Here is a 22909-nt window from a genome sequence, read left to right on the forward strand (position 1 = left end):
CGTAAAAACGGCGGGTCGGGCGCGGGCGCCGCGGCGCGCCATGCCCAAGGTAGCGGCCGGGGATGACACGGCGATGACCGCGCCGGCCGTGCGCAGGAGCGGGTCAGGCGTCGGCGGCCGGCCCGCCCGTCGTGCCGTCTGCGGCCCCGAACAGCCGCAGGCGCGCCAGCACCTGCCCGTGGTCGGACGCTTCCGGCAATGCCAGTTCGAGGTGGTCGTTCAGGTAGACCACTTCCGCGACCTCGCCCAGCGCCCCCGGCAGGTCCGGGTTGAATTCGCCGGAGACCAGGATGTGGTCGATGGTCGTGTGGTGGCCTTCGTGGACGTTGGAAAAGCCCACGTGGCGCAGGCGGTCCTGGCGACGCTGCAGCTGGACGGCGTCGTACAGGCGGTCGCCGCTGGGCGCGCCGACGCCCAGCACGATGCCGGTGGTGACGGCGTCGGCGACGTCGTTGAAGTCGCCCAGCACCACGCGCGGGCGCCGTTCCTTGCGGCCCAGTTCGGTCAACAGCACGCGCAGCGCCGCCGCCTCGGTGCCGCGCCGGATCAGCGAGCGCAGCGAGGCCAGGGCGAACAGCTGCGGGTCGTCGCCCGTGTCGGCGGCGCGGTAGTCGGGGCGGCGCGACTTCAGGTGCACCACCAGCACGTCGGCCACCAGGCCGGGCGCGAGCTGGATCGGCGCATGCAGCGGGGCGCGCGTGAAACGCTCGGGATCGCGGTTCCCGGGCGGCATGGCGATCCCGGACGGGAAATAGGGCAGCGGCCGGGGCGCGTCGGCCAGCGGCAGGCGCGACACCAGCGCCACGCTGGGCGTGAGCTTGTCGGCGCCCGGGTCGGGATCGAAGCCCACGTGCACCGCCTCGCGGAAGCGCCGCGTGCGCGACAGCGCCTCGGCCAGCGCGGCCTGGGAAAACACTTCCTGGAAGCCGATCACGTCGGCGCCGAGCATGTCGACCTGGTGCGCGATCCAGGCGATCTTCGCTTCGTATTCCTCGGGCGTGCTGGGGTCCAGGTTGTCGTAGACCCTGACCCCCGGCGGGGCGAGGTTGCACACATTGAAGGTGGCAAAGCGAATCTCTTGCTGCATAATAATCAACTCCTCCATTAGCATTCAGCGTAACACGCATGGCCAAGAAAGAGCATATCTCCGAAACCCCCGCGACACAGTTCCTGCGCAGGCACGGCGTGGCGTTTTCGGAGCACCCCTACGACTACGAGGAACACGGCGGCACGGCGGTCTCGTCGCGCGCGCTGGGCGTGCCCGAGCACGACGTGGTCAAGACCCTGGTGATGCAGGACGAGAAGGCGCAACCGCTCATCGTGCTGATGCATGGCGACTGCAAGGTATCGACCAAGAACCTGGCGCGCGCGATCCCCTGCAAGTCGGTCGAGCCGTGCAAGCCGGAGGTGGCCCAGCGCCATTCGGGCTACCTGGTCGGCGGCACCTCCCCGTTCGGCATCCGCAAGGCGATGCCGGTGTACGTGGAGGAAAGCATCCTGCAGCTCGACAGGATCTATATCAATGGCGGGCGCCGCGGCTTCCTCGTCGGGATCGATCCCCAGGCGCTGGTCGCGGTGCTGAAGGCGCGGCCGGTGCACTGCGCGCTGGCCGACTGAACGGGCGACGGGCGGCGGGCCGGCCGGCGACTATCGCCGGGATGGCCGCTGGTGTATATTCACGCGCGCCTCCGGGACAAACAAGAAAGAAACCATGTACACAATCATCTTCACCATCGCGGCCTACCTGATCGGCTCGATTTCCTTCGCCGTCGTGGCGAGCCGCGCCTTCGGCCTGTCCGACCCGCGCACCTATGGCTCGAAGAATCCGGGCGCGACCAACGTGCTGCGCTCGGGCAGCAAGAAGGCCGCGATCGCGACGCTGGCGGGCGACTGCGCCAAGGGCTGGCTGGCGGTGTGGCTGGCGGTGCACTTCGACCAGCGCTTCGGCCTGGGCGACGGCGGCATCGCGCTGGTGGCGATCGCCGTGTTCCTGGGCCACCTGTGGCCGGTCTTCTTCCGCTTCGTCGGCGGCAAGGGCGTGGCCACCGCGCTGGGCGTGCTGCTCGGCCTGAACGTCTGGCTCGGCCTGGCGACGCTGGCCACCTGGCTGATCGTCGCCTACGCCTTCCGCTACTCCTCGCTGGCGGCGCTGGTCGCGGCCGTGTTCGCGCCGTTCTACTACGGCCTGCTGTTCGGCGCCGACGAGATCCTGTTCGCCGTCGCCGCGATGAGCCTGCTGCTGCTGTACCGCCACGGCAGTAACATCAGCAACCTCATGGCCGGCAAGGAATCGCGCATCGGCAGCAAAGCCAAGGGCGCCACCGCCACCCCTGTCAAGAAAAAATAACAGCAACTTGCGCCACCCCAAACCGGGGTCAGAGCCGGGGTCAGAGCCCGGTTTTTGGTAATGTCTTCGGGGCAGCTCACGTGTCGTTCCTGCCGGCGCCGCGGTGCCGGATTTGGCTGGCGCGCTGCCGGCTCGCGTCCGATGTGTCACTATTACACTATCCTGCCGCAGGCGAGCGGTTTCAAGAGATAGAAAGAAAGGTGGTGACTCGTGAGCAAGCAGATGAGAATCGATTTCGTGTCCGACGTGTCGTGCCCCTGGTGCGCGATCGGCCTCAAGTCCCTCGACAAGGCGCTCGACAAGCTGGCCGGCGAGATGACCGTCGAGATGCATTTCCAGCCCTTCGAGCTGAATCCGGGCATGAAGGCGGAAGGCCAGGACATTTTCGAACACATCACCGAGAAATACGGTTCGACGCCGGCCCAGCAGGAGCAGTCGCGCGAGATGATCCGCCAGCGCGGCGAAGCCGTCGGCTTCACCTTCGACATGGGCAAGCGCGGGCGCATCTACAACACCTTCGATGCGCACCGCCTGCTGCACTGGGCCGAAGGGCAAGGCCGGCAGCGCGCGCTCAAGGAAAAGCTGTTCGAAGCGTATTTCACCAACGGAGACAACCCGAGCGCGCACGACGTGCTGCTGCGCCTGGCCGGCGAGGTCGGCCTGGACGTGGACGCGGCGCGCCAGGTACTGGAATCGGATGCGTACGCCGACGAGGTGCGCCAGCTCGAGTACTACTGGCAGCGCGCCGGCATCCGTTCGGTGCCGGCCATCGTCATCAACCAGCGCCACCTGATCTCCGGCGGCCAGCCGCCCGAGGTGTTCGAGCAGGCGCTGCGCCAGATCGCCGGCCAGGACGAGGAACTCGAGCAGGACGAGGAACCGGCGGCCTGACCCCGGGCGGCCTGGCCGCTCAGGCCAGGTCGAGCACGATCGGCTGGTGGTCCGAGGCCGACGTTTCCGACTGCACGTTCATGTCGGCGATGCGCGGCGCCAGGTCTTCGGTGACGAAGAAATAATCGTAGCAATCCGGCTTGTCCGGCCACTTGAACCCGTGCAGGCCGGCGGTGGGCGCGCGCGCCATGTCGCCGTGGCGCACCGCCCAGGCGTCCAGCAGGCGCGAGGCGCCCGGCAGCGGCGGCGCCAGCAGGTCCTGGTAGTCGCTGGAGTCGGGCAGCAGGTTGAAGTCGCCGCAGTAGATGGCGCTGCCGGGCCGGAAGCCCAGCTGGAACGGCGGATCGAGCGCCGGCTCGGGCTGGTAGACGGCGGCGCGCGTGCAGGCTTCCTGGTGCAGTTCGCGGATGCGCCGCACCTGCGCGGCGCGCTGCACGGGCGAATAGTATTCGAGGTGGGTGGTCAGCACGCGCAGCTTGCCGCCCGGCGCCTCCAGCACCGTCTCGATCATCCCGCGCGGCATGCCGGCCGGGTGCGCGGTATCGACGGGCCAGGGCAGCACGTGGCGCTGGGCCTGGGTGATGCGGTACTTGGACAGCAGGATGTTGCCGAACTGGCGGGGAAGGTTGTTGCGGTAGATTTCGCTCGGGGCCTGCTCGATCATGTGGTAGCCGCCGAAGGCCCCGGCCAGTTGCTTGAACTGGCTCGCGCTGGCGCTGCCTTCCAGTTCCGGGTGATTGGCAGCCACTTCCTGCAGGCAGATGACGTCGGGATTAAGCTTGCGCAGCACATCGATGATCGCGTGGATACGGATGCGCCCGTCCTTCCCACAACCCCAGTGAATATTCCAGCTTACCACGCGCATGTAGAACCTCCGTATGACTCAACTGCCAGAGTTTGCCATCCTTTGGCGGCAGGCGCTCACACGGTAGGATCGATGTCATGCTAACAAGTTCAACAGGGATCGACGGCGATTCCCGCGCTTGCAGCGGCGCTGTTGCCCTGTAAAACCGGGGTGCCGGCCGCACTGGCGCCGCCCCCGGAGCGCGCACGTGCCGGCTGTCCTGCTCCGGACGGCCAGCGAAAGAATTACATCTCGTTACGAATAATCCATGCCGGCCAGCGGGCATTCCGATCCGCCGGGACCGGTGCCGGGGAGTCGTCCGGCACGGCCTGCGTTGCTGCTACCGGCGCCGGCACGTCGCTGCGTCGCGCCTGCGGTTCCGCTTGCCATCACACGTATTTCCGGTCGAGGACCTCAGAACTTGCGGGCATTGCTGCGTCGATGTTCCTCGGCTTCCTTCAACAGTTCCTGTGCCGCCTCCGGATCGCGCGTCGTCAGCGCGTCGCCCATCTGCTTGATCATGGCCAGCTGCTGGAGCGCGGCCGGGTACTCGCGGTCGGCGGCGCGTTCGAGCAGCGCGCGTGCGCGGCGCGCGTCGGCCGGCACGCCCTCGCCGTGGGCATAGATGTTCGACAGCAGGAACATCGCATGCGCATTGCCGGCGGCGGCGGCAACGCCGAGCCAGTGCGCGGCGCCCGTCTTGTCCTGGGCAACGCCTTCGCCGTTCTTGAGCAGCAGCCCCAGCATCAGCGCGGCGCGCGCATGGCCTTGTTCGGCGGCCTGGCGATACCATTGGGCAGCCTTGCCGCCGCCGCGTTCCAGTTCGCCGAGCTGCCAAGCGGCTTCGGCGTCGCCCTTGCGCGCGGCTTGTTCGAATAGCGCGCGCGCGCCGGCGTCGTCGCGGCGCTTGCTGTACAGCAGGGCCAGTTCGCGTTGGGCGACCGGCAGGCCGTCGCCGGCCCATAGCGCCAGCCGGCGTTCCGCGCCGGCGTCGCCGCGCTGGATCGCCTCCATCGAGACGGTCTCGATCTCGGCGGAAGAGGGAGTACGGCCACAGCCGGCCGCCAGCAGCGCCAGCGCCAGCGCCGTGGCCATCGGGGAAATGCGCATCGGGTCTCCTGATGGAACAGGCGGACGGCCGAAGCCGCCCGCCCGTGGAGCTTACTTGGACAGGTCGATCGCGTACTTGGCGAAGCCGCTCGCGTCCAGCGCGCCTTCGGCGGTGACGACGGCGATGCCGTTCGCCTTCGCCAGGGCCAGGTGGCCCGGCGCCGAGCGCAGGATCACCGGACCGGCCGTCGCGATCTTCACGAAGCTCCAGCTGCGTGCGCTGCCGTTGCCGGCCAGCGAAACCTTGCCGGTCGAGGCACCGATCTTCTGCAGGTAATTGCTGACGACGGCCTGGTTGGCGTCCGGCGATTTGATGATGGTCTTGCTGCCGTCGATGCCCGGGAAGTTGCCGCCGCCGCCGGCGCGGTAGTCGTTGGTCGCGACGATGAAGTCGTCGGTCGCGGCCACCGGCTTGCCCTGGTACGTGAGGTTGACGATGCGGCTGCCCACCGGCTTGGTCACGTCGATCTGGTACTGCAGGGCGTTGTTTTCGGCGTAGAACACGTCGTAGTTGTAGATCGTGCCGTAGGACGGGACCAGGTCCTGCTCGGTCGTCTTCGCGGGGTCGATCCGGGCGAACTGGTTGGCGGCCGTCTCGAGCCAGGCCTTCAGGTCCGAACCCTTGATCTTCACCGCCTGCAGGTTATTGTTGCTGTACAGGTAGATGTCGCCCGGGTTACGCACCTGCAGGCCGACCGGCGAGGCCGGTGTCGCGCCTGGTGCCACGTAGGTAAAGTCGGACGGACCGTTGCGCCCGGCCTTGAACGGCGCGCTGCACGAGATCACCGGGATGCTCTTGTAACTGGCCAGGGTCGCGTCGGTGCTGGTCGCGATCATGGTCTTCACGTAGTCGAGCTGGGCCTGGTTGACCAGCTGGATCGCCGTGACGTCGCCCACCAGCGAGAAGTAGGACGACATCTCGAAGTCGGTCGACACGCCCAGCGGCTGCTTGGCGTAGGCGATGGTGGCCTGGTGCTCGGCCTGCACGGCGGCGGCGATGGCCGGGTCGGCGGCCACGCTGGTGCTGCCGTCCTTGTACTTGTAGCCGCGCGACTCGACCGTGGTCCTGGCCGGCTGCACGACCCATTTGCCGTTGGTGTAGGCCATGGTCATCTTGATGATGCCCAGGCGCCGGCCCCAGCTCTGCGCCATCACGGTCGGCACGCCGTTCACGAAACCGTTGATCGCGTCGACCTTGGCCGAGGCGGGGAGCGCGGCGAAGGACGGATCCAGGGCGGCGGCGCCGGTCTCCCTGCCCTTCGGGAAGATCAGGTGCGAGTGGCCGACGAGCAGGGCGTCGATGCCGGTGGTGCTCAGGTGGTAGCTCTGGTTTTCCATCTTCGGGCTGTAGGTGCCCGCGTCCAGGCCGCCGTGCGACAGCGCCACCACCAGGTCCGCGCCCCTGGTGCGCATCTCGGGCACGTACTGCCTGGCCGCTTCGACCGCGCCGCCGACGGCGACCTTGCCGGCCAGGTTCTTCTGGTCCCAGTCGAGGATCTGCGGCGGCACGAAGCTCATGACGCCGATGTTGACCTTGACCGTCATCGATCCGCCGTCCGGCTTGGTTGCCGTGAAGTCGCGCGCCAGGATCTTGTACGGCTCGTACAGTGTCTTGCCGGTGGCGACGGCGGTCACGTTCGACAGCACCAGCGGGAACGCCGGAGCGCCGCAGGTGCCGCCCGGCTTGCTCACGCCCGGGATGCCGAAGTCGGTATTGGTGACCTGGCTCAGGAACGGCAGGCCATAGTTGAATTCGTGGTTGCCCAGGCCGCCCGCGTCGTACTTCATCGCGTTCATGGCCTTGTGCACGGCCAGCGTTTCCGAGCACTTGACCGGATTGGTCGCGGCCTGCAGGTCGCCCAGCAGCGTGCCCTGGATGACGTCGCCGTCGTCGAGCAGCAGGTTGTTCGGGTTCTCGGCGCGCGCGCCCTGCACCAGGGTCGAGGCGCGGTCCAGGCCGAGCGTTGCGTCCTCGCTCAGCGAGTAGTAGTTGTAGCCGACGACGTTCGAGTGGATGTCGGTGGTCTCGAGCAGGGCGAGGGTAACGGTGGTGCCTTCGGGGATGTAGCCTTCCGGCGTCGACGGATCGCCACAGCCGGCCAGGCCGGCGGCGGCCAGGGCCGCGAGCAGTAGGTGATTGCGTTTCAAGATGGTCCCGTGTTCGGAAAGAAAACGGGCCAGACTTTATCTTGATGGCGTGACAACGATATGACAGGAACAGGGTTGGGGCCGCGCACGAAAACCGGGGTCAGAGCCCCTGAACACCAACACCGGGCTCTGACCCCTATGCCTCGAGCTCGTCCAGCGGCCAGCGCGGCCGCACGTTGAACGCGTAGTCGCGCTGCGCCAGGTCCGGATTGCGTTCCAGCCGCAGCGCGCCCGCGAACGCGATCATCGCGCCGTTGTCGGTGCAGAATTCCAGCTCCGGATAGTAGACCTTGAACTTCTTTTTCGCCGCCGCCGCGTCCAGCGCTGCGCGCAGCTGGCGGTTGGCGCCCACGCCGCCCGCGATCACCAGGCGCTTCAGACCCGTGTGCCTGAGGGCCGCCACGCACTTGGCCGTCAGCACGTCGACGATCGCATCGACGAAGCCGCGCGCGATATTGGCCTTGTCCTGCTCGCAGACATTGGCGATGTCGCCCCCGCCCTGGTTCTTCGCCACCGTCAGCACGGCCGTCTTCAGGCCCGAGAAGCTGAAGTTGAAGTCCTTCGAGTGCAGCATCGGGCGCGGCAGCTTGTAGGCTTCCGGGTCGCCGAATTCCGCCAGGCGCGAGATCGCCGGGCCGCCCGGATAGCCCAGGCCCAGCAGCTTGGCCGACTTGTCGAAGGCTTCGCCGGCGGCGTCGTCGAGCGTTTCGCCCAGCAGCGTGTAGCGGCCCACGCCGTCCACGCGCATCAGCTGCGTGTGCCCGCCCGAGACCAGCAGGGCGATGAACGGGAATTCCGGGCGCTCGCTGGCCAGCAGGGGCGACAGCAGGTGGCCTTCGAGGTGGTGCACGCCCAGCACGGGCTTGTCGAGCGCCAGCGCCAGGCTGCACGCGACCGACGAGCCGACCAGCAGCGCGCCGGCCAGCCCCGGCCCCTGGGTATAGGCGATGGCGTCGATGCGCTCCATCGGCAGGTCGGCCCTGGCCAGCACCTGTTCCAGCAGGGGGAGGGCGCGGCGGATGTGGTCGCGCGAGGCGAGTTCCGGCACCACGCCGCCGTATTCCTCGTGCATCGCGACCTGCGAGTGCAGCGCATGGGAGAGCAGGCCGCGCTCGGTGTCGTAGAGGGCCAGGCCGGTTTCATCGCAGGAGGATTCGACGCCGAGGACAATCATGGGAAGTATGTGAAGAAGACAATGGGACGGTGCGCGCATGGCGCGCGCAATCCGCCATTTTAACGCAGGGCGGGCAAAAAAGCGCCGGCGCGCCGGCCGTGACACCGTCGTCCCGGCGCTGGCCGGGACCCGGGTCGGTGGCGCAGGCGGGATGCGCGCGACATGGGACCCCGGCCGCGCGCCGGGGCGACGTGGATGGCGTCAAGGACGCTGCAGCAGCTCCTGGTGCGCGCTGCGCAGCATCGCCTCGGTGTCTTCCCAGCCGATGCAGCCGTCCGTCACCGAGCAGCCGTAGGTCAGCTGCGACAGGTCGGCCGGAATCGACTGGTTGCCGCCGACGATGTTCGATTCGATCATCACGCCCACCAGCGACTGGGTGCCGTGCTTGATCTGCTGGATCACGTCGGACATCACGAGCGGTTGCAGTTCCGGCTTTTTATAGCTGTTGGCGTGCGAGCAGTCGACCACCAGGTTGGCCGGCAGCTTGGCCTTCTTGAGTGCCTGCTCGGCGATCGCCACCGACACCGAATCGTAGTTCGGACGGCCGCCGCCGCCGCGCAGCACCACGTGGCCGTAGGCGTTGCCGCTGGTGCGCACGATCGAGACCGAGCCTTCGCCGTTGATGCCCAGGAAGGAGTGCGGGCTGGAGGACGAGAGCACGGCGTTGATGGCGATCGCGACGTCGCCGTCGGTGCCGTTCTTGAAGCCGACCGGCGTCGACAGGCCCGAGGACATCTCGCGGTGCGTCTGCGATTCGGTGGTGCGCGCGCCGATCGCGGTCCAGGCGATCAGGTCGCCCAGGTACTGCGGCGAGATCGGGTCGAGCGCTTCGGTGGCGGTCGGCAGGCCCAGCTCGCACACGTCGAGCAGGAACTGGCGCGCGCGCTCCATGCCGACGTCGACGCGGAACGAGTCGTCCATGAACGGATCGTTGATATAGCCCTTCCAGCCGGTCGTCGTGCGCGGCTTCTCGAAATACACGCGCATCACCAGCACCATGGTATCGAGCACCTCGGCCTGCAGCGCCTTCAGGCGGCGCGCATAGTCCAGGCCCGCGACCGGGTCGTGGATGGAGCAGGGACCGACGACGACGAACAGGCGCTTGTCCTTGCGGTCGAGGATGTTGCGCAGCGTCTCGCGGCCTTTCATCACGGTGGCGAAGGCCTGGTCCGTCAGCGGCAGCTTCTGGTGCAGCGCGACCGGCGACGGCATGGTGGCGAACGAGGTGACGTTGGTATTTTCGATATCGGGCGTGTTCAACATGGCATGCTATTCATTGCGAGGGATCGGCCAGTCTAGCCGGAATTCGCCGCAATTGCAGCCCCGCGGCCAAAAATGCCGCATGCCGGGCGCGCCGCGCCGATGGTATGCTGTTGCCATGGATACCACGCCCGCTCCCACCTCTCCCGCCACCGAACCGTTTGCCGCCGCCCGCTTCATCAAGGAAATCGGGCGCGGCGTGAAGGGCGCGCGCAGCATGTCGCGCGACGACGCCCGCGACCTGTACAAGGCCATGCTCGACGGCCGCGTCTCCGACCTCGAGCTGGGCGGCATCCTGCTGGCCATGCGCATCAAGGGCGAGTCGGTCGACGAGATCGCCGGCTTCATGGACGCCGCCGAGACGGCGTTCGCGCCGCTGCCGGCGCCGCCGGGCGGATTCGCCCCGGTCCTGATCCCCAGCTACAACGGCGCGCGCAAGCTGGCCAACCTGACGCCGCTGCTGGCCCTGCTGCTGGCGCGCGAAGGCGTGCCCGTGCTGGTGCACGGCGTGCGCCAGGACCCGGGCCGGGTGACGACGGCCGAGATCTTCGCCGAGCTGGGCATCGGCGCCACCGGCTCGACGGCCGACATGCTCGACGCCTTCGCGGCGCGCAGGCCCTGCTTCATGCCGATCGAGCTGCTGGCGCCGGAGCTGGCGCACCAGCTGTCGCTGCGCCGCATCCTGGGCGTGCGCAACTCGACGCACACGCTGGTCAAGATGCTGCAGCCGTTCGAATGCGCGGCCCTGCGGCTGGTGTCGTACACGCACCCGGAATACCTGTCGATGCTGACCGCCTACTTCGGCACGGCGGCCCCGCACGCGCGCGGCGACGCCTTCCTGATGCGCGGCACCGAGGGCGAGACGGTGGCCAACGCCAACCGCGCCCAGCAGATCGACTGGTTCCATGCGGGCACGCAGACGGTATTGGTGGAACGCGACGCGCCGACGGACGCACTGGCGCCGGCGCCCGAGGGCCGCGATGCGGCCGCCACGGCGGAGTGGATCGCGCGGGCCTTGAGGGACGAGCAGCCGGTGCCGGCGCCGATCGCGGCGCAAGTCGCCCGCTGCGTCGAGGTCGCGCGCGCCCTGCGGCGGGTGGGCGGCTCGACCGCCGCCGGCTGAACGCGCGCATCCCGTGCGCCGCCCACGGGGCGATACGCCATCCGGCCCGTCGTTCCGTAACGCGGCGGCGCCTTCGACTTTCCATGGCGCCGCCCGCGGATTGGGCCACCCATCCGCCGCCCAGCACCGCGTGGGCGGCATGTACGGTGCGAACCATCCACCCGTAACGGCCGAGCCGCCCACCCTACCGCCAACGCTGGCGCCCGCGTACAATCGCCCCTTTTGTGCGTGATGAAGGTGGGCCCGGAAATGGCAAAACAATATGATGTCGCGGTGATCGGCGCCGGCGCCGCCGGCATGATGTGCGCCGCGGTGGCGGCCCGCCGCGGCAAGCGGGTCGTGCTCGCCGACCATGCGACGAAGCTGGCCGAGAAGATCCGCATCTCCGGCGGCGGCCGCTGCAATTTCACCAACATCAATGCCGGTCCGCAACATTACCTGTCCGAGAATCCGCACTTCTGCCGCAGCGCGCTGTCGCGCTACACGGCCCAGGATTTCCTCGCGCTGGTCAAGAAGCACCGCATCGGCTACCACGAAAAGCACCGCGGCCAGCTGTTCTGCGACGATTCGGCCGAGCAGATCATCCGCATGCTGAAGGACGAGTGCGATGCCGGCGGCGTCCACTGGCGCATGCCGTGCAGGGTGACGGCCGTGGAGAAGGGCGCCGAGGGCTTTCGCATCGACACCGACCACGACCCCATCCTGGCCGCCAACGTCGTGGTCGCCACCGGCGGCCTGTCGATTCCGAAGATCGGCGCGACCGACCTCGGCTACCGCATCGCGAAGCACTTCGGCCTGAAGACCATCGAGACGCGTCCGGGCCTGGTGCCGCTGACCTTCGACGGCCCCAGCTGGCAGCCGTTCGTGCCGCTGGCCGGCATCGCGCTCGAGGTCGACGTGGAGACCGGTTCCGGCAAGGGCCGCAACGCCAGGCGCGGCTATTTCCGCGAAGACTTGCTGTTCACGCACCGCGGCCTGTCCGGCCCGGCGATCCTGCAGATTTCCAGCTACTGGCAGCCGGGCACGCCCATCGTGCTGAACCTGTTGCCCGAAATCGATGTTGCCGAGGAATTGATCTCGTCCAAGACCAGCGTGAAAAAGCAACTGGGCAATCTCCTGTCGCAGTGGCTGCCGGCGCGCCTGGCCGACGGGTTGTTGACGGCGAACGGCCTCGCGCCCGATGCGCGCCTGCCGGACATGGCCGACGCGAAGCTGCGCAGGCTGGGCGACGCGATCAACCGCTGGGCCATCGTCCCGACCGGTTCCGAAGGCTATAAAAAGGCCGAAGTCACGCTGGGCGGCGTCGATACCAGGGAGTTGTCGCAGCAGAGCATGATGGCGAACAAGGTGCCCGGGCTGTACTTCATCGGGGAGACGGTGGACGTCACCGGCTGGCTCGGCGGCTACAATTTCCAGTGGGCCTGGGCGTCCGGCGTGGCCGCCGGCAATGCGATCGAATGAGCGCGATCGGCCCTTGTGGTAAGGCCCTTGTGGTAATTCAGGCACATTGACAAAAACCTCGCACAGCTCTTGAAAAGCTGTTAGAATTTCGTTCTTCCCTAAATCCAACGGTTTCATTTTTACATGACCACTATCCGCCTTAAAGAAAACGAGCCGTTCGAAGTCGCTATGCGTCGCTTCAAGCGCACTATCGAAAAAACCGGCCTGCTGACCGAACTGCGCGCTCGCGAGTTCTACGAGAAGCCGACCGCAGAGCGCAAGCGCAAGCTGGCCGCCGCCGTCAAGCGTCACTACAAGCGCATCCGCAGCCAGCAGCTGCCGAAGAAACTGTACTGATTTGATTCAGCCGCCTGCTCCGGTGACGACATCCCGGTGCGCAAGGCCCTGAATGTGACGAAGCCCGCTCCGGTCGTTTGCCGCAGCGGGTTTTGCCTTTTGCCCCATCGAATAACAATGGAGAATCCATGAGCCTCAAAGATCGCATCACCGACGATATGAAAACCGCCATGCGCGCCAAGGACACGCAACGCCTGGGCACCATCCGCATGCTGCAGTCCGAGATGAAGAACAAGGAAGTCAACGAGCGCATCGCGCTGGAAGACGCGCACATCATCGCCATCGTCGAAAAAATGATCAAGCAGCGCAAGGATTCGATCACGCAGTTCGAGGCGGGCGGTCGCCAGGACCTGGCCGACAACGAAAAGGCCGAGCTGGCCGTGCTGTCGGTGTACATGCCGGCGGCCCTGTCGGACGAGGAAGTCGCCGCCGCAGTGAAGGCCGCCGTGGCCGAGGCCGGCGCCACCGGTCCGCAGGACATGGGCAAGGTGATGGCCATCGTGAAGGCCAAGCTGGCCGGCCGCGCCGACATGACCGCGGTGTCCGGCCTGGTCAAGAAGGCGCTGACCGGCGCCTGAGCCATGCCGGCGGCATGCGGTCGCGGCAGCATTGCCACGGCCGCCGCCGCTTTTCATGCATCGGGGCTGTCGCGCCTTGTTGCTTTGTTGCAAATCAATTTGTGACGAGCCCTGCGGTATAGTCTGACCCTAGACAAAACACTGTTATCCCAAGTGATTCCGCAATCATTCATTACCGACCTGCTCAACCGCGTGGACATCGTCGACGTGGTCGGCCGCTATGTGCAGCTGAAGAAGGGTGGCGCCAACTACATGGGGCTGTGCCCCTTCCACAACGAAAAGTCGCCCAGCTTCACGGTCAGCCCGACCAAGCAGTTCTACCACTGCTTTGGCTGCGGCGCCCATGGCACCGCGATCGGCTTCCTGATCGAATACTCGGGCATGGGCTTCGTCGATGCGGTCAAGGACCTGTCGCAAAGCGTGGGCATGATCGTGCCCAACGAAGACGACAAGATCCCGCCGGCCCAGCGCGCCGCCCAGCAGGCGCAATCGCTGGCGATGACCGACGCGCTCAACCAGGCCTGCGATTTCTACCGCGGCCAGCTGCGCCAGGCCCCGGCCGCCATCGCCTACCTGAAGGGACGCGGCCTGACCGGCGAAGTGGCCGCCCGTTTCGGCCTGGGCTATGCGCCCGGCGGCTGGGACAACCTGCGCTCGGTGTTCCGCGACTACGATGCGCTGGCGCTGGTCGAGTCCGGCCTGGTGATCGACAAGGTCGACGAGGACGGTGGCAACAAGAAACGCTACGACCGCTTCCGCGAGCGCATCATGTTCCCGATCCGGAACACCAAAGGGCAGGTGATCGGCTTCGGCGGCCGCGTGATGGATGGCGGCGAACCGAAATACCTGAACTCGCCGGAAACGCCGCTGTTTCAAAAGGGCAATGAGCTGTATGGCCTGTTCGAGGCGCGGCAGGCGATCCGCGACGCCGGCTACGTGCTGGTGACGGAAGGCTACATGGACGTCGTCGCGCTGGCCCAGCTCGGCTTCCCGCAGGCGGTGGCGACGCTCGGCACCGCCTGCACGCCGACCCACGTGCAAAAACTGCTGCGCCAGACCGACACCGTGATCTTCAGCTTCGACGGCGACAAGGCCGGCCGCCGCGCCGCCCGCCGCGCGCTGGACGCCTGCCTGCCGCAGATGTCGGACGACAAGGTCATCAAGTTCCTGTTCCTGCCGCAAGAGCACGATCCGGACAGCTATGTGCGCGAATTCGGCGCCGACGCGTTCGCCCAGGAAATCAACGACGCGATGCCGCTGTCGCAATTCCTGCTGCGCTCGGTAACGGGCGAGCACGACCTGGACACGCCGGAAGGCCGCGCCCACGTGCAGTTCGACGCCAAGCCGCTGCTGCAGGCGATGGCGCCGTCCGGCCTGCGCCTGCAGATCGTGCGCGGGCTGGCCAACCTGACCGAGTCAACGCCGGCCGAGATCGAAGCGTTGTTCGAATTGTCAAAGCCGGTCGCGGTGGCCCGCAAGGCGCCGCCGCGCAAGGGCCGGCCGGAGCCGGTAGGCCTGGAATTGCAGATGTCGCGCATCCTCGTCGCGCATCCTTCGCTGGCGTCCGGCATCGACGAGACGGGCCTGCGCGCCTTCGATTACTTCGGTCCCGAACAGGCCGACCGCCTGCGCCAGCTGATCGCATCGGCCCAGGCCCTGGGAGCGAACGGCACGTTCGCCGCGTTGTCCCAGCAGTTGAAGGAAGCGAGTACGGAATACGACAGGCTCATCTCCGAAATCGCCTCGGAACCCGAATCGGATATCGATTCGGATCGCGTTTGGCTAGCAAGCGCTGTGAGGCAAGTCAAGATGGATTTGTTAAAACAGGAGCTAAACCAGTTGTTTTCTTCCGGACTGCCCTCAGATCAGGTAAGTGCCCGCTATCGTGAAATCCAAGCCCAGCAAGACCTTCTGGCGAGGGAGGCGGCCAACGAATCCCCCGCAAAATTCACCTGAGTGGCCCCGGCCGCGCCATGGGTGTTTGTAACTGGAAAGTCAAGGGGCGCGTGCTATAATAAAACGCTAACTATTGCAAGCTTTGAAACGGTTTTTCGTCTCAAATCGGCCGTGGGGATTTTCAGTTAGCGAGGCAACAGAGTGTGCCTGCAGCGTGATGTAAGGTAACAAAACTTTATCTTTAACCATCGTAAAGTGGTCGTTGTGACTTCGAAAGCGCCTGTGCCAACCAAGATACCCGAAACCAACGTGGCTACCAAAACCACCAGGACGTCCGCCAAGGCGGACAAATCGCAAGACAAGGCGGAAGCTCGCGTTGCGGGTGTTGCGCCTGTCAGCCAGACGACCGATGCGCAAGCCCTTGCCGCGATCGATACGTCGGGCTACGTGCTGCCGGCCGTCAAGGTACCGGGGCGGCGTGGCCGCAAGCCCAAGGAATTCACCCCCGAAAACGATGAAGTCGCCGCACTGAACGCGGTCGAGCGCGCCGAACTGAAGGCGGTCGACAAAGCCAAGGCCAAGGACCGTAAAGCCAAGGAAAAAGCGCTGCTGAAAGACGCATTCTCGTCGGATACGGAAGCGAGCGAAGAAGAGCTCGAGATCCGCCGCCAGAAGCTCAAGGCCCTGATCAAGTCGGGCAAGGAGCGCGGCTTCCTGACGTATTCCGAGATCAACGACCATCTGCCGGACAATATCGTCGATCCGGAAGCGATCGAAGGCATCATCGGCACGTTCAACGACATGGGCATCGCCGTCTACGAGCATGCGCCCGATGCCGAAACGCTGCTGCTGTCCGATAACGTCCCGAACGTTACGAGCGACGACGAAGCCGAGGCCGCGGCCGAGGCGGCGCTGTCGACCGTCGACTCCGACTTCGGCCGCACCACCGACCCGGTGCGCATGTACATGCGCGAGATGGGTTCGGTCGAGCTGCTGACCCGCGAAGGCGAGATCGAAATCGCCAAGCGCATCGAGGACGGCCTGCGCGACATGATCCAGGCGATCTCGGCCTGCCCGGTGACGATCGACGAAATCATCGACGCCGCCCGCCGCATCGAGAAGGACGAGATCAAGATCGACGAGATCGTCGACGGCATGGTCGATCCGAACGAGGACGAAGCGACGTCGCCGAGCGCGGTCGCCCCGGCGGCATCGTCCGACGGCGACGACGACGAGGAAGACGACGGGGAAGAGGAAGAAGAGGAAGAGGAAGAAGAGGCGAGCGCGGGTTCCGGCGCGGCCGGCTATTCCGCCGAGCAGCTCGAACAGCTCAAGCAGTCGGCCCTCGACAAGTTCCGCACGATCGAACAGCAGTTCGACAAGATGCGCAAGGCCTACGAGAAGCAGGGCTACAATTCCGAGGGCTACATCAAGGCCCAGGAAGCCATCTCGAACGAACTGCTGGGCATCCGCTTCACCGCGAAGGTCGTCGAAAAGCTGTGCGACACGCTGCGCGGCCAGGTCGACGAAGTGCGCCACATCGAGAAGCAGATCCTGGACGTGGCCGTGAACCGCTGCGGCATGCCGCGCGCCCACTTCATCAAGGTCTTCCCGGGCAACGAGACGAACCTCGGCTGGGTCGACGGCGAAGTGAACGCCGGCCACGCCTACAGCGCCATCCTCGGCCGCAACATTCCGACGATCAAGGAACTGCAGCAACGCCTGATCGACCTGCAAGCGCGCGTCGTGCTGCCGCTGCCGGACCTGCGCAACATCAACCGCCAGATGGCGGCCGGTGAAATGAAGGCGCGCAAGGCCAAGCGCGAAATGACGGAAGCAAACTTGCGTCTGGTCATCTCGATCGCGAAGAAGTACACGAATCGCGGCCTGCAATTCCTCGACCTGATCCAGGAAGGCAATATCGGCCTGATGAAGGCGGTGGACAAGTTCGAATACCGCCGCGGCTACAAGTTCTCGACCTATGCGACGTGGTGGATCCGCCAGGCCATCACCCGTTCGATCGCGGACCAGGCGCGCACGATCCGTATTCCGGTCCACATGATCGAAACGATCAACAAGATGAACCGGATCTCGCGCCAGATCCTGCAGGAGACGGGCGCCGAGCCGGATCCGGCGACGCTCGCGATCAAGATGGAAATGCCGGAAGACAAAATCCGGAAGATCATGAAGATCGCGAAAGAGCCGATCTCGATGGAAACGCCGATCGGCGACGACGACGATTCCCATCTGGGCGACTTCATCGAGGACAACAACACGCTGGCCCCGTCGGACGCCGCGCTGCACGCCTCGATGCGCGGTGTCGTGAAGGATGTGCTGGACTCGCTGACCCCGCGCGAAGCGAAGGTCCTGCGCATGCGCTTCGGCATCGAGATGTCGACCGACCACACGCTGGAAGAGGTCGGCAAGCAGTTCGACGTCACCCGCGAGCGCATCCGCCAGATCGAAGCGAAGGCGCTGCGCAAGCTGCGCCACCCGTCGCGTTCGGACAAGCTGAAGAGCTTCCTGGAGGGAAGCGGCGGCTGAGGCTTGACGGGTTCGCGCTAACCCAATATCCTCTCGCCACTTCGGGTCGTTCGACCTGGGTGGCGAGCGGTCGGCGCCTGTTTTTCCCCCATCAGCAGTACGTGCCAGTTTCGGGCCTCTAGCTCATGCCTGGTTAGAGCAGCGGACTCATAATCCGTTGGTGCCCGGTTCGACTCCGGGGAGGCCTACCAATAAAATCAACGACTTGGCCCAACCAGTTTGGTTGGGCTTTGTTGTACCAGGGGTCGATGTAACGGCTAATGTAACGCCTTTTCCTGCGCTACTGTTGAGATTCGTTGATCAGTTGGGCAGCCGACATGGAACTGCCAGGGCGAGCACGCGTAAGCAGTAGGAATGCATTTCTTGGGCGCGTGGGCGGCCAGCGCCAGCACTTGTGCCGGACGTAGCCGCCGAGCGCTTTAGCACGACACAGTCTGCTCAGTATCGCCGGTGCGAAGATTGACACCGATCCAGCAGCGGTAGTGGCTGTCCTTCGGGTCGTTCAACTTCGCGTCGTAGGTGCAGTAGACGCCCTTCTTTGCCCTCGTCCGATCACCTCCTTCCGCGCTGCACATCTTAGGCACATCCGGACCTATCGAATCGAATACGTCTTTTGCCGCTTTACCGTCGATGAGGACAGTCAGCACCCGGTCCGTGGCTGTAGGAGGCGTGCGATCCGCGATGCTGCCGGAATGGATTTTGTAGATTGCTGGAAACGACTTCCAAAGCCCGGACGGGTCCGAAGAAGGATCAGCCGCATGAGCGAAAGGTAGCGTGACTGCGGCTGCCGTCGATAACGAGACCAGCAAAGTTCGTGTGCGCATTGGTTACCCTCTCAGCTCCACGTGGAAATGGTTGTCGTGTCCCTTCGCTTTCTTCACGAACGGGATATCAGAGTCGTTGAACAGCACGCCGGTTACAGGTGCGAAGGTGCGGAACACCTCGATCAACTTCGCGGTGCCCTCTCTGTCGTACTCCCGATCCCACCAACACACCGGCTCCTCAAGTCCATCCTTGCGAAGCGGGCGGACATCAACCTGCAAGCCGTTCTTGTGCGAGTCGTGATCGGGAGTCTGAACGCCCCCGGCAAGGCTGATGTCACCGATGCCGATGCGGCGTCTGTCGATGGCCTGCCACTCCAGCGCCACACGCAAAACCGCAGTCATCATGATGGGGTGCGCGTACTGGTATGCCCCGTGCGCCGGCTTCTTGTACAGTAGGCCATACACGTAGTATCCAGAATCCATCGGCCCCTGCGGGAGCATGAAGAATCCTCGGGAATCTTGAGTAGGGCGAAGGCGCTCGTCGTCGGTTTGGTGTGCCATCTTGCGCCCCCGTTTAGGCGACCCGATTGGTAGCCAGATCCCAACCGCCCATCGTATTGCCACCCATTCCGCCGCCGATCTTCTGCTGGGTGTACTTCCACTTCACCTTCGAGTAGCGCAGGCCGATATTGTCGTGCAAGATGCTGCCTTGGCTTACCATCTACTCGATGTTGGCGATGATGACGTTTTCAAGTTCGACTTCGTAATACTTCACTGGTTTGCCGTCGCCGTCCGCCCGCATGAAGTCCAACTTGGCCTTCGGGATGGTTTTCCCCATCGAGCAGTATTGCATCAAGATCGGCGATGCCAGATCGGTGAGCTTCGACAGCGATAGGGAACGGTGTTCACAGCGTTCTGCGGTGTGTCCGCCAGCAGTAGACGCCGTGGCACTTTTCGGCTGCGTCACACCCCAGTGTGCCGATGTCAGCTCGATCCAGCCCTGATGCGCGGAATCGAGCGACTCGCCTTTAATGCCCTCGATTTGCAGGTATACGTCGATTGCCATAGCTTGCGCCTCATGAACGATAGAAAGGCATCATTCTTCGTCAACAGGGCACTCTTGAAGTTGGCTAGGCGCAAGCTAAAGTGCAGTGTGGACAGTGTTGGGATACCGCTCCTGTGCGGCTTCAATGTATAAGGTTTGGTTGAAAAATGGTCCCGAACGATGAACGGTAAGGCATCGCGCGGATCCGTTTTTTCTAGGACTTTCACTTTCAGCAAGACTGCGACTGACTGTCGCTGGCTGCGGTTTTCCCGTCGATGACCGCTCCGTCGCCGCGCACGAGTCGTAAGCGATGTTCTTCTCTGGTTTCATATTCGCGTTGACGAAGTGGACCTCTTGATCAAATCGGTAGGTGGACGAGCGTTCATTGAAAGCCTGCGATACGCTTTTCGCCGGCAGCGTTTCCAATCAGGTATTAAATTTTCCACCGGCTAAGGTAACCAACACTTCTAGGATGACCTTCACCAAGAGCAAGAACCGGACTCTGCTTTTGTCTTGATGGGTAGCAGAACGACGATTGATGTTCGCTCCATTGTGCTGATCTTGCCCAGCTTGATTAATCTCAAGGCGAGCTGAGTCCTGCCGGATCGCTTGTCCGTTGCACACCACACAAGACCGCATCACGGCATGAGCCCCAATCATTCATTGACAAAAAATTTATTTAACGCAACTATGTAGTTACCAAATTGACTAGCAATAATGCTCATGGCCAGCCTCTCGCATTACCTGTCCCGCGTCCTGGTTGCCTGTTCCTGTCTCGCGACGTGCGTGACCGCGGCTGCGGCCGACCGGCCTGCGGTCGGCGATTTCTTCCGTAGCCCCGACGTCGGTTTCGTCCGGATTTCGCCCAGCGGGCGCTACGTCGTGATCCTCAATCGCACCGACGATGGCCAGCAGGTCCTGGCCGTGCGCGATACGGCCGACCTGAAGAAGGTGACGATCGCCGCCCGCTACGAGGCCGCGCGCCTCGTCGACGTCTCCTGGATCAACGACGAGCGCCTTGCCTTCACGCTGAAGAATCCCAAGCTCGATTTCATCGGCAACTTCGACCAGTTCGCGGTCGACCGCGATGGCGCCAACCTGGTGCGCCTGATCGCGGGCAGCTGGGGCCACAAGCAGCAGAGCACCGGCTCGAACATCAAGGACCGGACCCTGACGGCGGACTACATCTTCCTGGACGTGACGCACGACGGGTCCGACGACATCATCGTCGGCAAGATGACCTGGAATAACATCGACAAGACGCCGCAGTCGGTGCATCCGTTCCGCCTGAATACGCGCACGCGCGAACTGGCCGACATGATGCAGGGCGCGCCGGAAAACGTGCACGGTTGGATATTCGATGCGTCCGACCAGGCGCGCATCGCCATCAGCGGCGGCAAGGGCCGCTGCATCGTCCATTACCGCAGCGGACCGGGGGCGCCGTGGGAAGAGATGTCGAACCGCGATTGCTACAAGGACGGCAATTTCCAGCCCATGGCGTTCGATGGCCAGGACAGGCTGTACGTGCGCGCCGGCTACAAGGATCGGATGGCCCTGTTCGCCTATGACCTGAAGGCGAAAAAGCTGGGCGCGGAACCCTTCGTCGACATCGACGGTTTCGATTTCGCGGGCAGCCTGAAACAGGATTACGCCGCAAGGAAGATCCTGGGCGTGTATTTCACGTCCGATGCCTCGTCCACCGTCTGGCTGGATCCGGTCATGAAGGGCATCCAGGAACAGGTCGACGCGCAGTTGCCGGGCACGGTGAACCGCGTGCAGTGCGGCCGCGATTGCCGCAATCCGCCGGCGGTGACGGTGGTGGCGCAGTCCGACCGCAGCCCGCCGGCGTATTTCGTGTACACGCCGGCCAACGGCAAGCTGATCGGCCTGGGCAGCAGCTATCCCGCCATCGATCCGAAGCGGATGGGACAGCGCGACTTCGTCCGCTACGCCGCGCGCGACGGCTTGCAGATCCCGATGTACGTGACGGTGCCGGCCGGGAAGGCCGCCGGGCCGCGGCCGGCCGTGGTGCTGGTGCATGGCGGTCCGTACGTGCGCGGCGCGTCGTGGGAGTGGGACCGGGAGGCGCAGTTCCTGGCGTCGCGCGGGTATGTCGTGCTGCAGCCGGAATTCCGCGGCAGCACCGGGTTCGGCACGACGCATTTCCGCGCCGGCTGGCAGCAGTGGGGCAGGACGATGCAGGACGACCTGACCGATGCCGCCGACTGGGCCGTGAAGCAGGGCCTGGCCGATCCGGCGCGCATCGGCATCATGGGCGCCAGCTACGGCGGCTACGCCACGCTGATGGGCCTCGTGCGCAATCCGGACACCTTCCGTGCCGGGATCGAGTGGGCCGGCGTCACCGACATCGGCCTGCTGTTCGACACCGTGCAGAGCGACGCCTCGGAAGACGCGCGCCGCTACTCCATGAAGGAGATGATCGGCGACCCCGACACCCAGTCGGCCCGCTTCCAGGAAGTGTCGCCGCTGGCGCAGGCGGCGCGCATCAAGCGGCCCTTGCTGATGGCGCACGGCGCCTTCGACGTGCGCGTGCCGATGGTGCATGCCACCAGGTTCGGCAACGCGGTGCGGGAGCACAACCCCGACGTCGAGTACGTGATCTATCCGGACGAGGGCCACGGCTGGCGCAACGACGCCACCCACATCGATTTCTGGACGCGGGTGGAGGCCTTCCTCGACAAGAACCTGGCGCGCTGACCGGGCATCAAAGGGTGATCCGCGTCCCCAGCCGCTCGAGGAACTGCGCCAGCCACTGCGGATGCGCCGGCCAGGCCGGCGCCGTCACCAGGTTGCCGTCCGTGACGGCCTGGTCGACCTCGATGTCCGCATAGTCCCCGCCGGCCAGGCGCACCTCGGGCGCGCAGGCCGGGTAGGCGGACACGCGCTTGCCGCGGATGACGTCCGCCGCCGCCAGCACCTGGGCGCCATGGCAGACGGCGGCGATCGGCTTGTCCGCGCGGGCGAAGGCGCGCACCAGGTCGATCACCTGCTTGTCCAGCCGCAGGTATTCCGGGGCACGGCCGCCGGCGATCATCAGGGCGTCGTAGTCGTCCGCGCGCGCTTCGGCAAAGTCGGCGTTCAGGGCGAACAGGTGGCCGGGCTTTTCGGTATAGGTCTGGTCGCCCTCGAAATCGTGGATCGCCGTCTTGACCTTGTCGCCTTTCTTTTTGCCGGGGCAGACGGCGTGCACCGTGTGGCCCACCATCTGCAGTGCCTGGAACGGCACCATGGTTTCGTAGTCTTCCGCAAAATCGCCCGTCAAAAACAGGATTTTCCTCGCTGCCATCTCGTTCTCCTTGAGGTGATCCCTGACATGAAAAGCACGGATGAAACGCGGCCCCGGCGCGACGCCGCCAAGGCCGGCAAG

At 65.2% G+C, this 22909-nt stretch carries 19 protein-coding genes, 1 tRNA gene and 1 pseudogene; 11 read left to right on the plus strand and 10 right to left on the minus strand.

Going from position 1 to position 22909, the window contains the following annotated elements:
* Positions 1-103 precede the first annotated feature (103 nt).
* A complete protein-coding gene (locus QZ749_RS05870; protein ID WP_296944377.1) occupies positions 104-1087 on the minus strand; it encodes an endonuclease/exonuclease/phosphatase family protein in 984 nt (327 codons plus the stop codon).
* A gap of 38 nt (positions 1088-1125) precedes the next feature.
* Here QZ749_RS05870 and ybaK point away from each other — a divergent pair, with 38 nt between their 5' ends.
* The 3 genes from ybaK to QZ749_RS05885 all read left to right on the plus strand — a co-directional run bounded on the left by ybaK (position 1126) and on the right by QZ749_RS05885 (position 3238).
* Positions 1126-1617, plus strand: coding sequence for a Cys-tRNA(Pro) deacylase (gene ybaK / locus QZ749_RS05875; protein WP_296944380.1), 492 nt, complete (start codon positions 1126-1128; stop codon positions 1615-1617).
* Between the two features lie 94 nt (positions 1618-1711).
* The gene (gene plsY, locus QZ749_RS05880) at positions 1712-2347 is read left to right on the plus strand and encodes a glycerol-3-phosphate 1-O-acyltransferase PlsY (RefSeq protein ID WP_296944383.1); all 636 of its coding nucleotides are present in this window, start codon (positions 1712-1714) and stop codon (positions 2345-2347) included.
* Between the two features lie 222 nt (positions 2348-2569).
* Positions 2570-3238 (plus strand): DsbA family oxidoreductase, encoded by a 669-nt coding sequence (locus QZ749_RS05885; protein ID WP_373896785.1) that lies wholly within the window; start codon positions 2570-2572, stop codon positions 3236-3238.
* A 19-nt stretch (positions 3239-3257) separates the two neighbouring features.
* On the opposite strand, the gene QZ749_RS05890 is transcribed toward QZ749_RS05885, so the two are convergent.
* From QZ749_RS05890 to QZ749_RS05910, 5 genes are all read right to left on the minus strand, one after another.
* The gene (locus QZ749_RS05890; protein WP_296944387.1) at positions 3258-4103 is read right to left on the minus strand and encodes an endonuclease/exonuclease/phosphatase family protein; all 846 of its coding nucleotides are present in this window, start codon (positions 4101-4103) and stop codon (positions 3258-3260) included.
* 393 nt (positions 4104-4496) lie between these two features.
* Entirely contained in the window at positions 4497-5192 is a 696-nt protein-coding gene (locus tag QZ749_RS05895; protein ID WP_296944389.1) for a tetratricopeptide repeat protein, read from the minus strand.
* 51 nt (positions 5193-5243) lie between these two features.
* Entirely contained in the window at positions 5244-7340 is a 2097-nt protein-coding gene (locus tag QZ749_RS05900; RefSeq protein WP_296944392.1) for a bifunctional 2',3'-cyclic-nucleotide 2'-phosphodiesterase/3'-nucleotidase, read from the minus strand.
* Between the two features lie 136 nt (positions 7341-7476).
* Positions 7477-8514 carry a tRNA (adenosine(37)-N6)-threonylcarbamoyltransferase complex transferase subunit TsaD gene (gene tsaD, locus QZ749_RS05905; RefSeq protein ID WP_296944395.1) on the minus strand — a complete coding sequence of 346 codons (1038 nt, stop codon included), beginning with the start codon at positions 8512-8514 and terminating at the stop codon, positions 7477-7479.
* Positions 8515-8715: 201 nt separating this feature from the next.
* A complete protein-coding gene (locus QZ749_RS05910; protein ID WP_296944398.1) occupies positions 8716-9777 on the minus strand; it encodes a 3-deoxy-7-phosphoheptulonate synthase in 1062 nt (353 codons plus the stop codon).
* 115 nt (positions 9778-9892) lie between these two features.
* On the opposite strand from QZ749_RS05910, the gene ybiB reads away from it, so the two are divergent.
* From ybiB to QZ749_RS05945, 7 genes are all read left to right on the plus strand, one after another.
* Positions 9893-10897, plus strand: coding sequence for a DNA-binding protein YbiB (gene ybiB / locus QZ749_RS05915; protein ID WP_296944400.1), 1005 nt, complete (start codon positions 9893-9895; stop codon positions 10895-10897).
* A 249-nt stretch (positions 10898-11146) separates the two neighbouring features.
* Positions 11147-12358, plus strand: a complete 1212-nt coding sequence (locus tag QZ749_RS05920; protein WP_296944402.1) for an NAD(P)/FAD-dependent oxidoreductase — start codon at positions 11147-11149, stop codon at positions 12356-12358.
* Positions 12359-12481: 123 nt separating this feature from the next.
* Positions 12482-12694: a 30S ribosomal protein S21 gene (gene rpsU / locus QZ749_RS05925; protein ID WP_005665410.1), complete on the plus strand. Its 213-nt coding sequence runs from the start codon at positions 12482-12484 to the stop codon at positions 12692-12694.
* Between the two features lie 128 nt (positions 12695-12822).
* Positions 12823-13272, plus strand: coding sequence for a GatB/YqeY domain-containing protein (locus QZ749_RS05930; protein WP_296944419.1), 450 nt, complete (start codon positions 12823-12825; stop codon positions 13270-13272).
* A 153-nt stretch (positions 13273-13425) separates the two neighbouring features.
* Positions 13426-15228 (plus strand): DNA primase, encoded by a 1803-nt coding sequence (dnaG, locus tag QZ749_RS05935; RefSeq protein ID WP_296944421.1) that lies wholly within the window; start codon positions 13426-13428, stop codon positions 15226-15228.
* Positions 15229-15450: 222 nt separating this feature from the next.
* On the plus strand, positions 15451-17712 hold the full coding sequence (gene rpoD, locus QZ749_RS05940) for an RNA polymerase sigma factor RpoD (protein WP_373896786.1): 2262 nt from the start codon (positions 15451-15453) through the stop codon (positions 17710-17712).
* Between the two features lie 112 nt (positions 17713-17824).
* Positions 17825-17903 (plus strand) — tRNA-Ile (locus tag QZ749_RS05945).
* 228 nt (positions 17904-18131) lie between these two features.
* On the opposite strand, the gene QZ749_RS05950 is transcribed toward QZ749_RS05945, so the two are convergent.
* The 3 genes and pseudogenes from QZ749_RS05950 to QZ749_RS05960 form a co-directional block, all read right to left on the minus strand.
* Entirely contained in the window at positions 18132-18536 is a 405-nt protein-coding gene (locus tag QZ749_RS05950; protein ID WP_296944425.1) for a hypothetical protein, read from the minus strand.
* A gap of 3 nt (positions 18537-18539) precedes the next feature.
* Complete coding sequence (locus tag QZ749_RS05955; RefSeq protein WP_296944427.1) at positions 18540-18977, minus strand: penicillin-insensitive murein endopeptidase; 438 nt, start codon at positions 18975-18977, stop codon at positions 18540-18542.
* A gap of 73 nt (positions 18978-19050) precedes the next feature.
* Positions 19051-19542: pseudogene (locus QZ749_RS05960) on the minus strand (Hcp family type VI secretion system effector).
* 765 nt (positions 19543-20307) lie between these two features.
* On the opposite strand from QZ749_RS05960, the gene QZ749_RS05965 reads away from it, so the two are divergent.
* Entirely contained in the window at positions 20308-22239 is a 1932-nt protein-coding gene (locus tag QZ749_RS05965; protein WP_296944430.1) for a S9 family peptidase, read from the plus strand.
* A gap of 7 nt (positions 22240-22246) precedes the next feature.
* Here QZ749_RS05965 and QZ749_RS05970 read toward each other — a convergent pair whose 3' ends face one another.
* A complete protein-coding gene (locus QZ749_RS05970) occupies positions 22247-22828 on the minus strand; it encodes a DJ-1/PfpI family protein (RefSeq protein ID WP_296944432.1) in 582 nt (193 codons plus the stop codon).
* Positions 22829-22909: the final 81 nt, after the last annotated feature.

Origin of the sequence: uncultured Massilia sp. (genome assembly GCF_913773735.1) — a bacterium.
Lineage (GTDB): Bacteria > Pseudomonadota > Gammaproteobacteria > Burkholderiales > Burkholderiaceae_D > Telluria.

Bases quoted from the DNA above. Each gene is read 5' to 3' on its own strand.
- QZ749_RS05870 (WP_296944377.1), bottom strand. From the start codon at position 1,087: ATGCAGCAAGAGATTCGCTTTGCCACCTTCAATGTGTGCAACCTCGCC.
- ybaK (WP_296944380.1), top strand. From the start codon at position 1,126: ATGGCCAAGAAAGAGCATATCTCCGAAACCCCCGCGACACAGTTCCTG.
- plsY (WP_296944383.1), top strand. From the start codon at position 1,712: ATGTACACAATCATCTTCACCATCGCGGCCTACCTGATCGGCTCGATT.
- QZ749_RS05885 (WP_373896785.1), top strand. From the start codon at position 2,570: ATGAGAATCGATTTCGTGTCCGACGTGTCGTGCCCCTGGTGCGCGATC.
- QZ749_RS05890 (WP_296944387.1), bottom strand. From the start codon at position 4,103: ATGCGCGTGGTAAGCTGGAATATTCACTGGGGTTGTGGGAAGGACGGG.
- QZ749_RS05895 (WP_296944389.1), bottom strand. From the start codon at position 5,192: ATGCGCATTTCCCCGATGGCCACGGCGCTGGCGCTGGCGCTGCTGGCG.
- tsaD (WP_296944395.1), bottom strand. From the start codon at position 8,514: ATGATTGTCCTCGGCGTCGAATCCTCCTGCGATGAAACCGGCCTGGCC.
- QZ749_RS05910 (WP_296944398.1), bottom strand. From the start codon at position 9,777: ATGTTGAACACGCCCGATATCGAAAATACCAACGTCACCTCGTTCGCC.
- ybiB (WP_296944400.1), top strand. From the start codon at position 9,893: ATGGATACCACGCCCGCTCCCACCTCTCCCGCCACCGAACCGTTTGCC.
- QZ749_RS05920 (WP_296944402.1), top strand. From the start codon at position 11,147: ATGGCAAAACAATATGATGTCGCGGTGATCGGCGCCGGCGCCGCCGGC.
- rpsU (WP_005665410.1), top strand. From the start codon at position 12,482: ATGACCACTATCCGCCTTAAAGAAAACGAGCCGTTCGAAGTCGCTATG.
- QZ749_RS05930 (WP_296944419.1), top strand. From the start codon at position 12,823: ATGAGCCTCAAAGATCGCATCACCGACGATATGAAAACCGCCATGCGC.
- QZ749_RS05950 (WP_296944425.1), bottom strand. From the start codon at position 18,536: ATGCGCACACGAACTTTGCTGGTCTCGTTATCGACGGCAGCCGCAGTC.
- QZ749_RS05955 (WP_296944427.1), bottom strand. From the start codon at position 18,977: ATGCTCCCGCAGGGGCCGATGGATTCTGGATACTACGTGTATGGCCTA.
- QZ749_RS05970 (WP_296944432.1), bottom strand. From the start codon at position 22,828: ATGGCAGCGAGGAAAATCCTGTTTTTGACGGGCGATTTTGCGGAAGAC.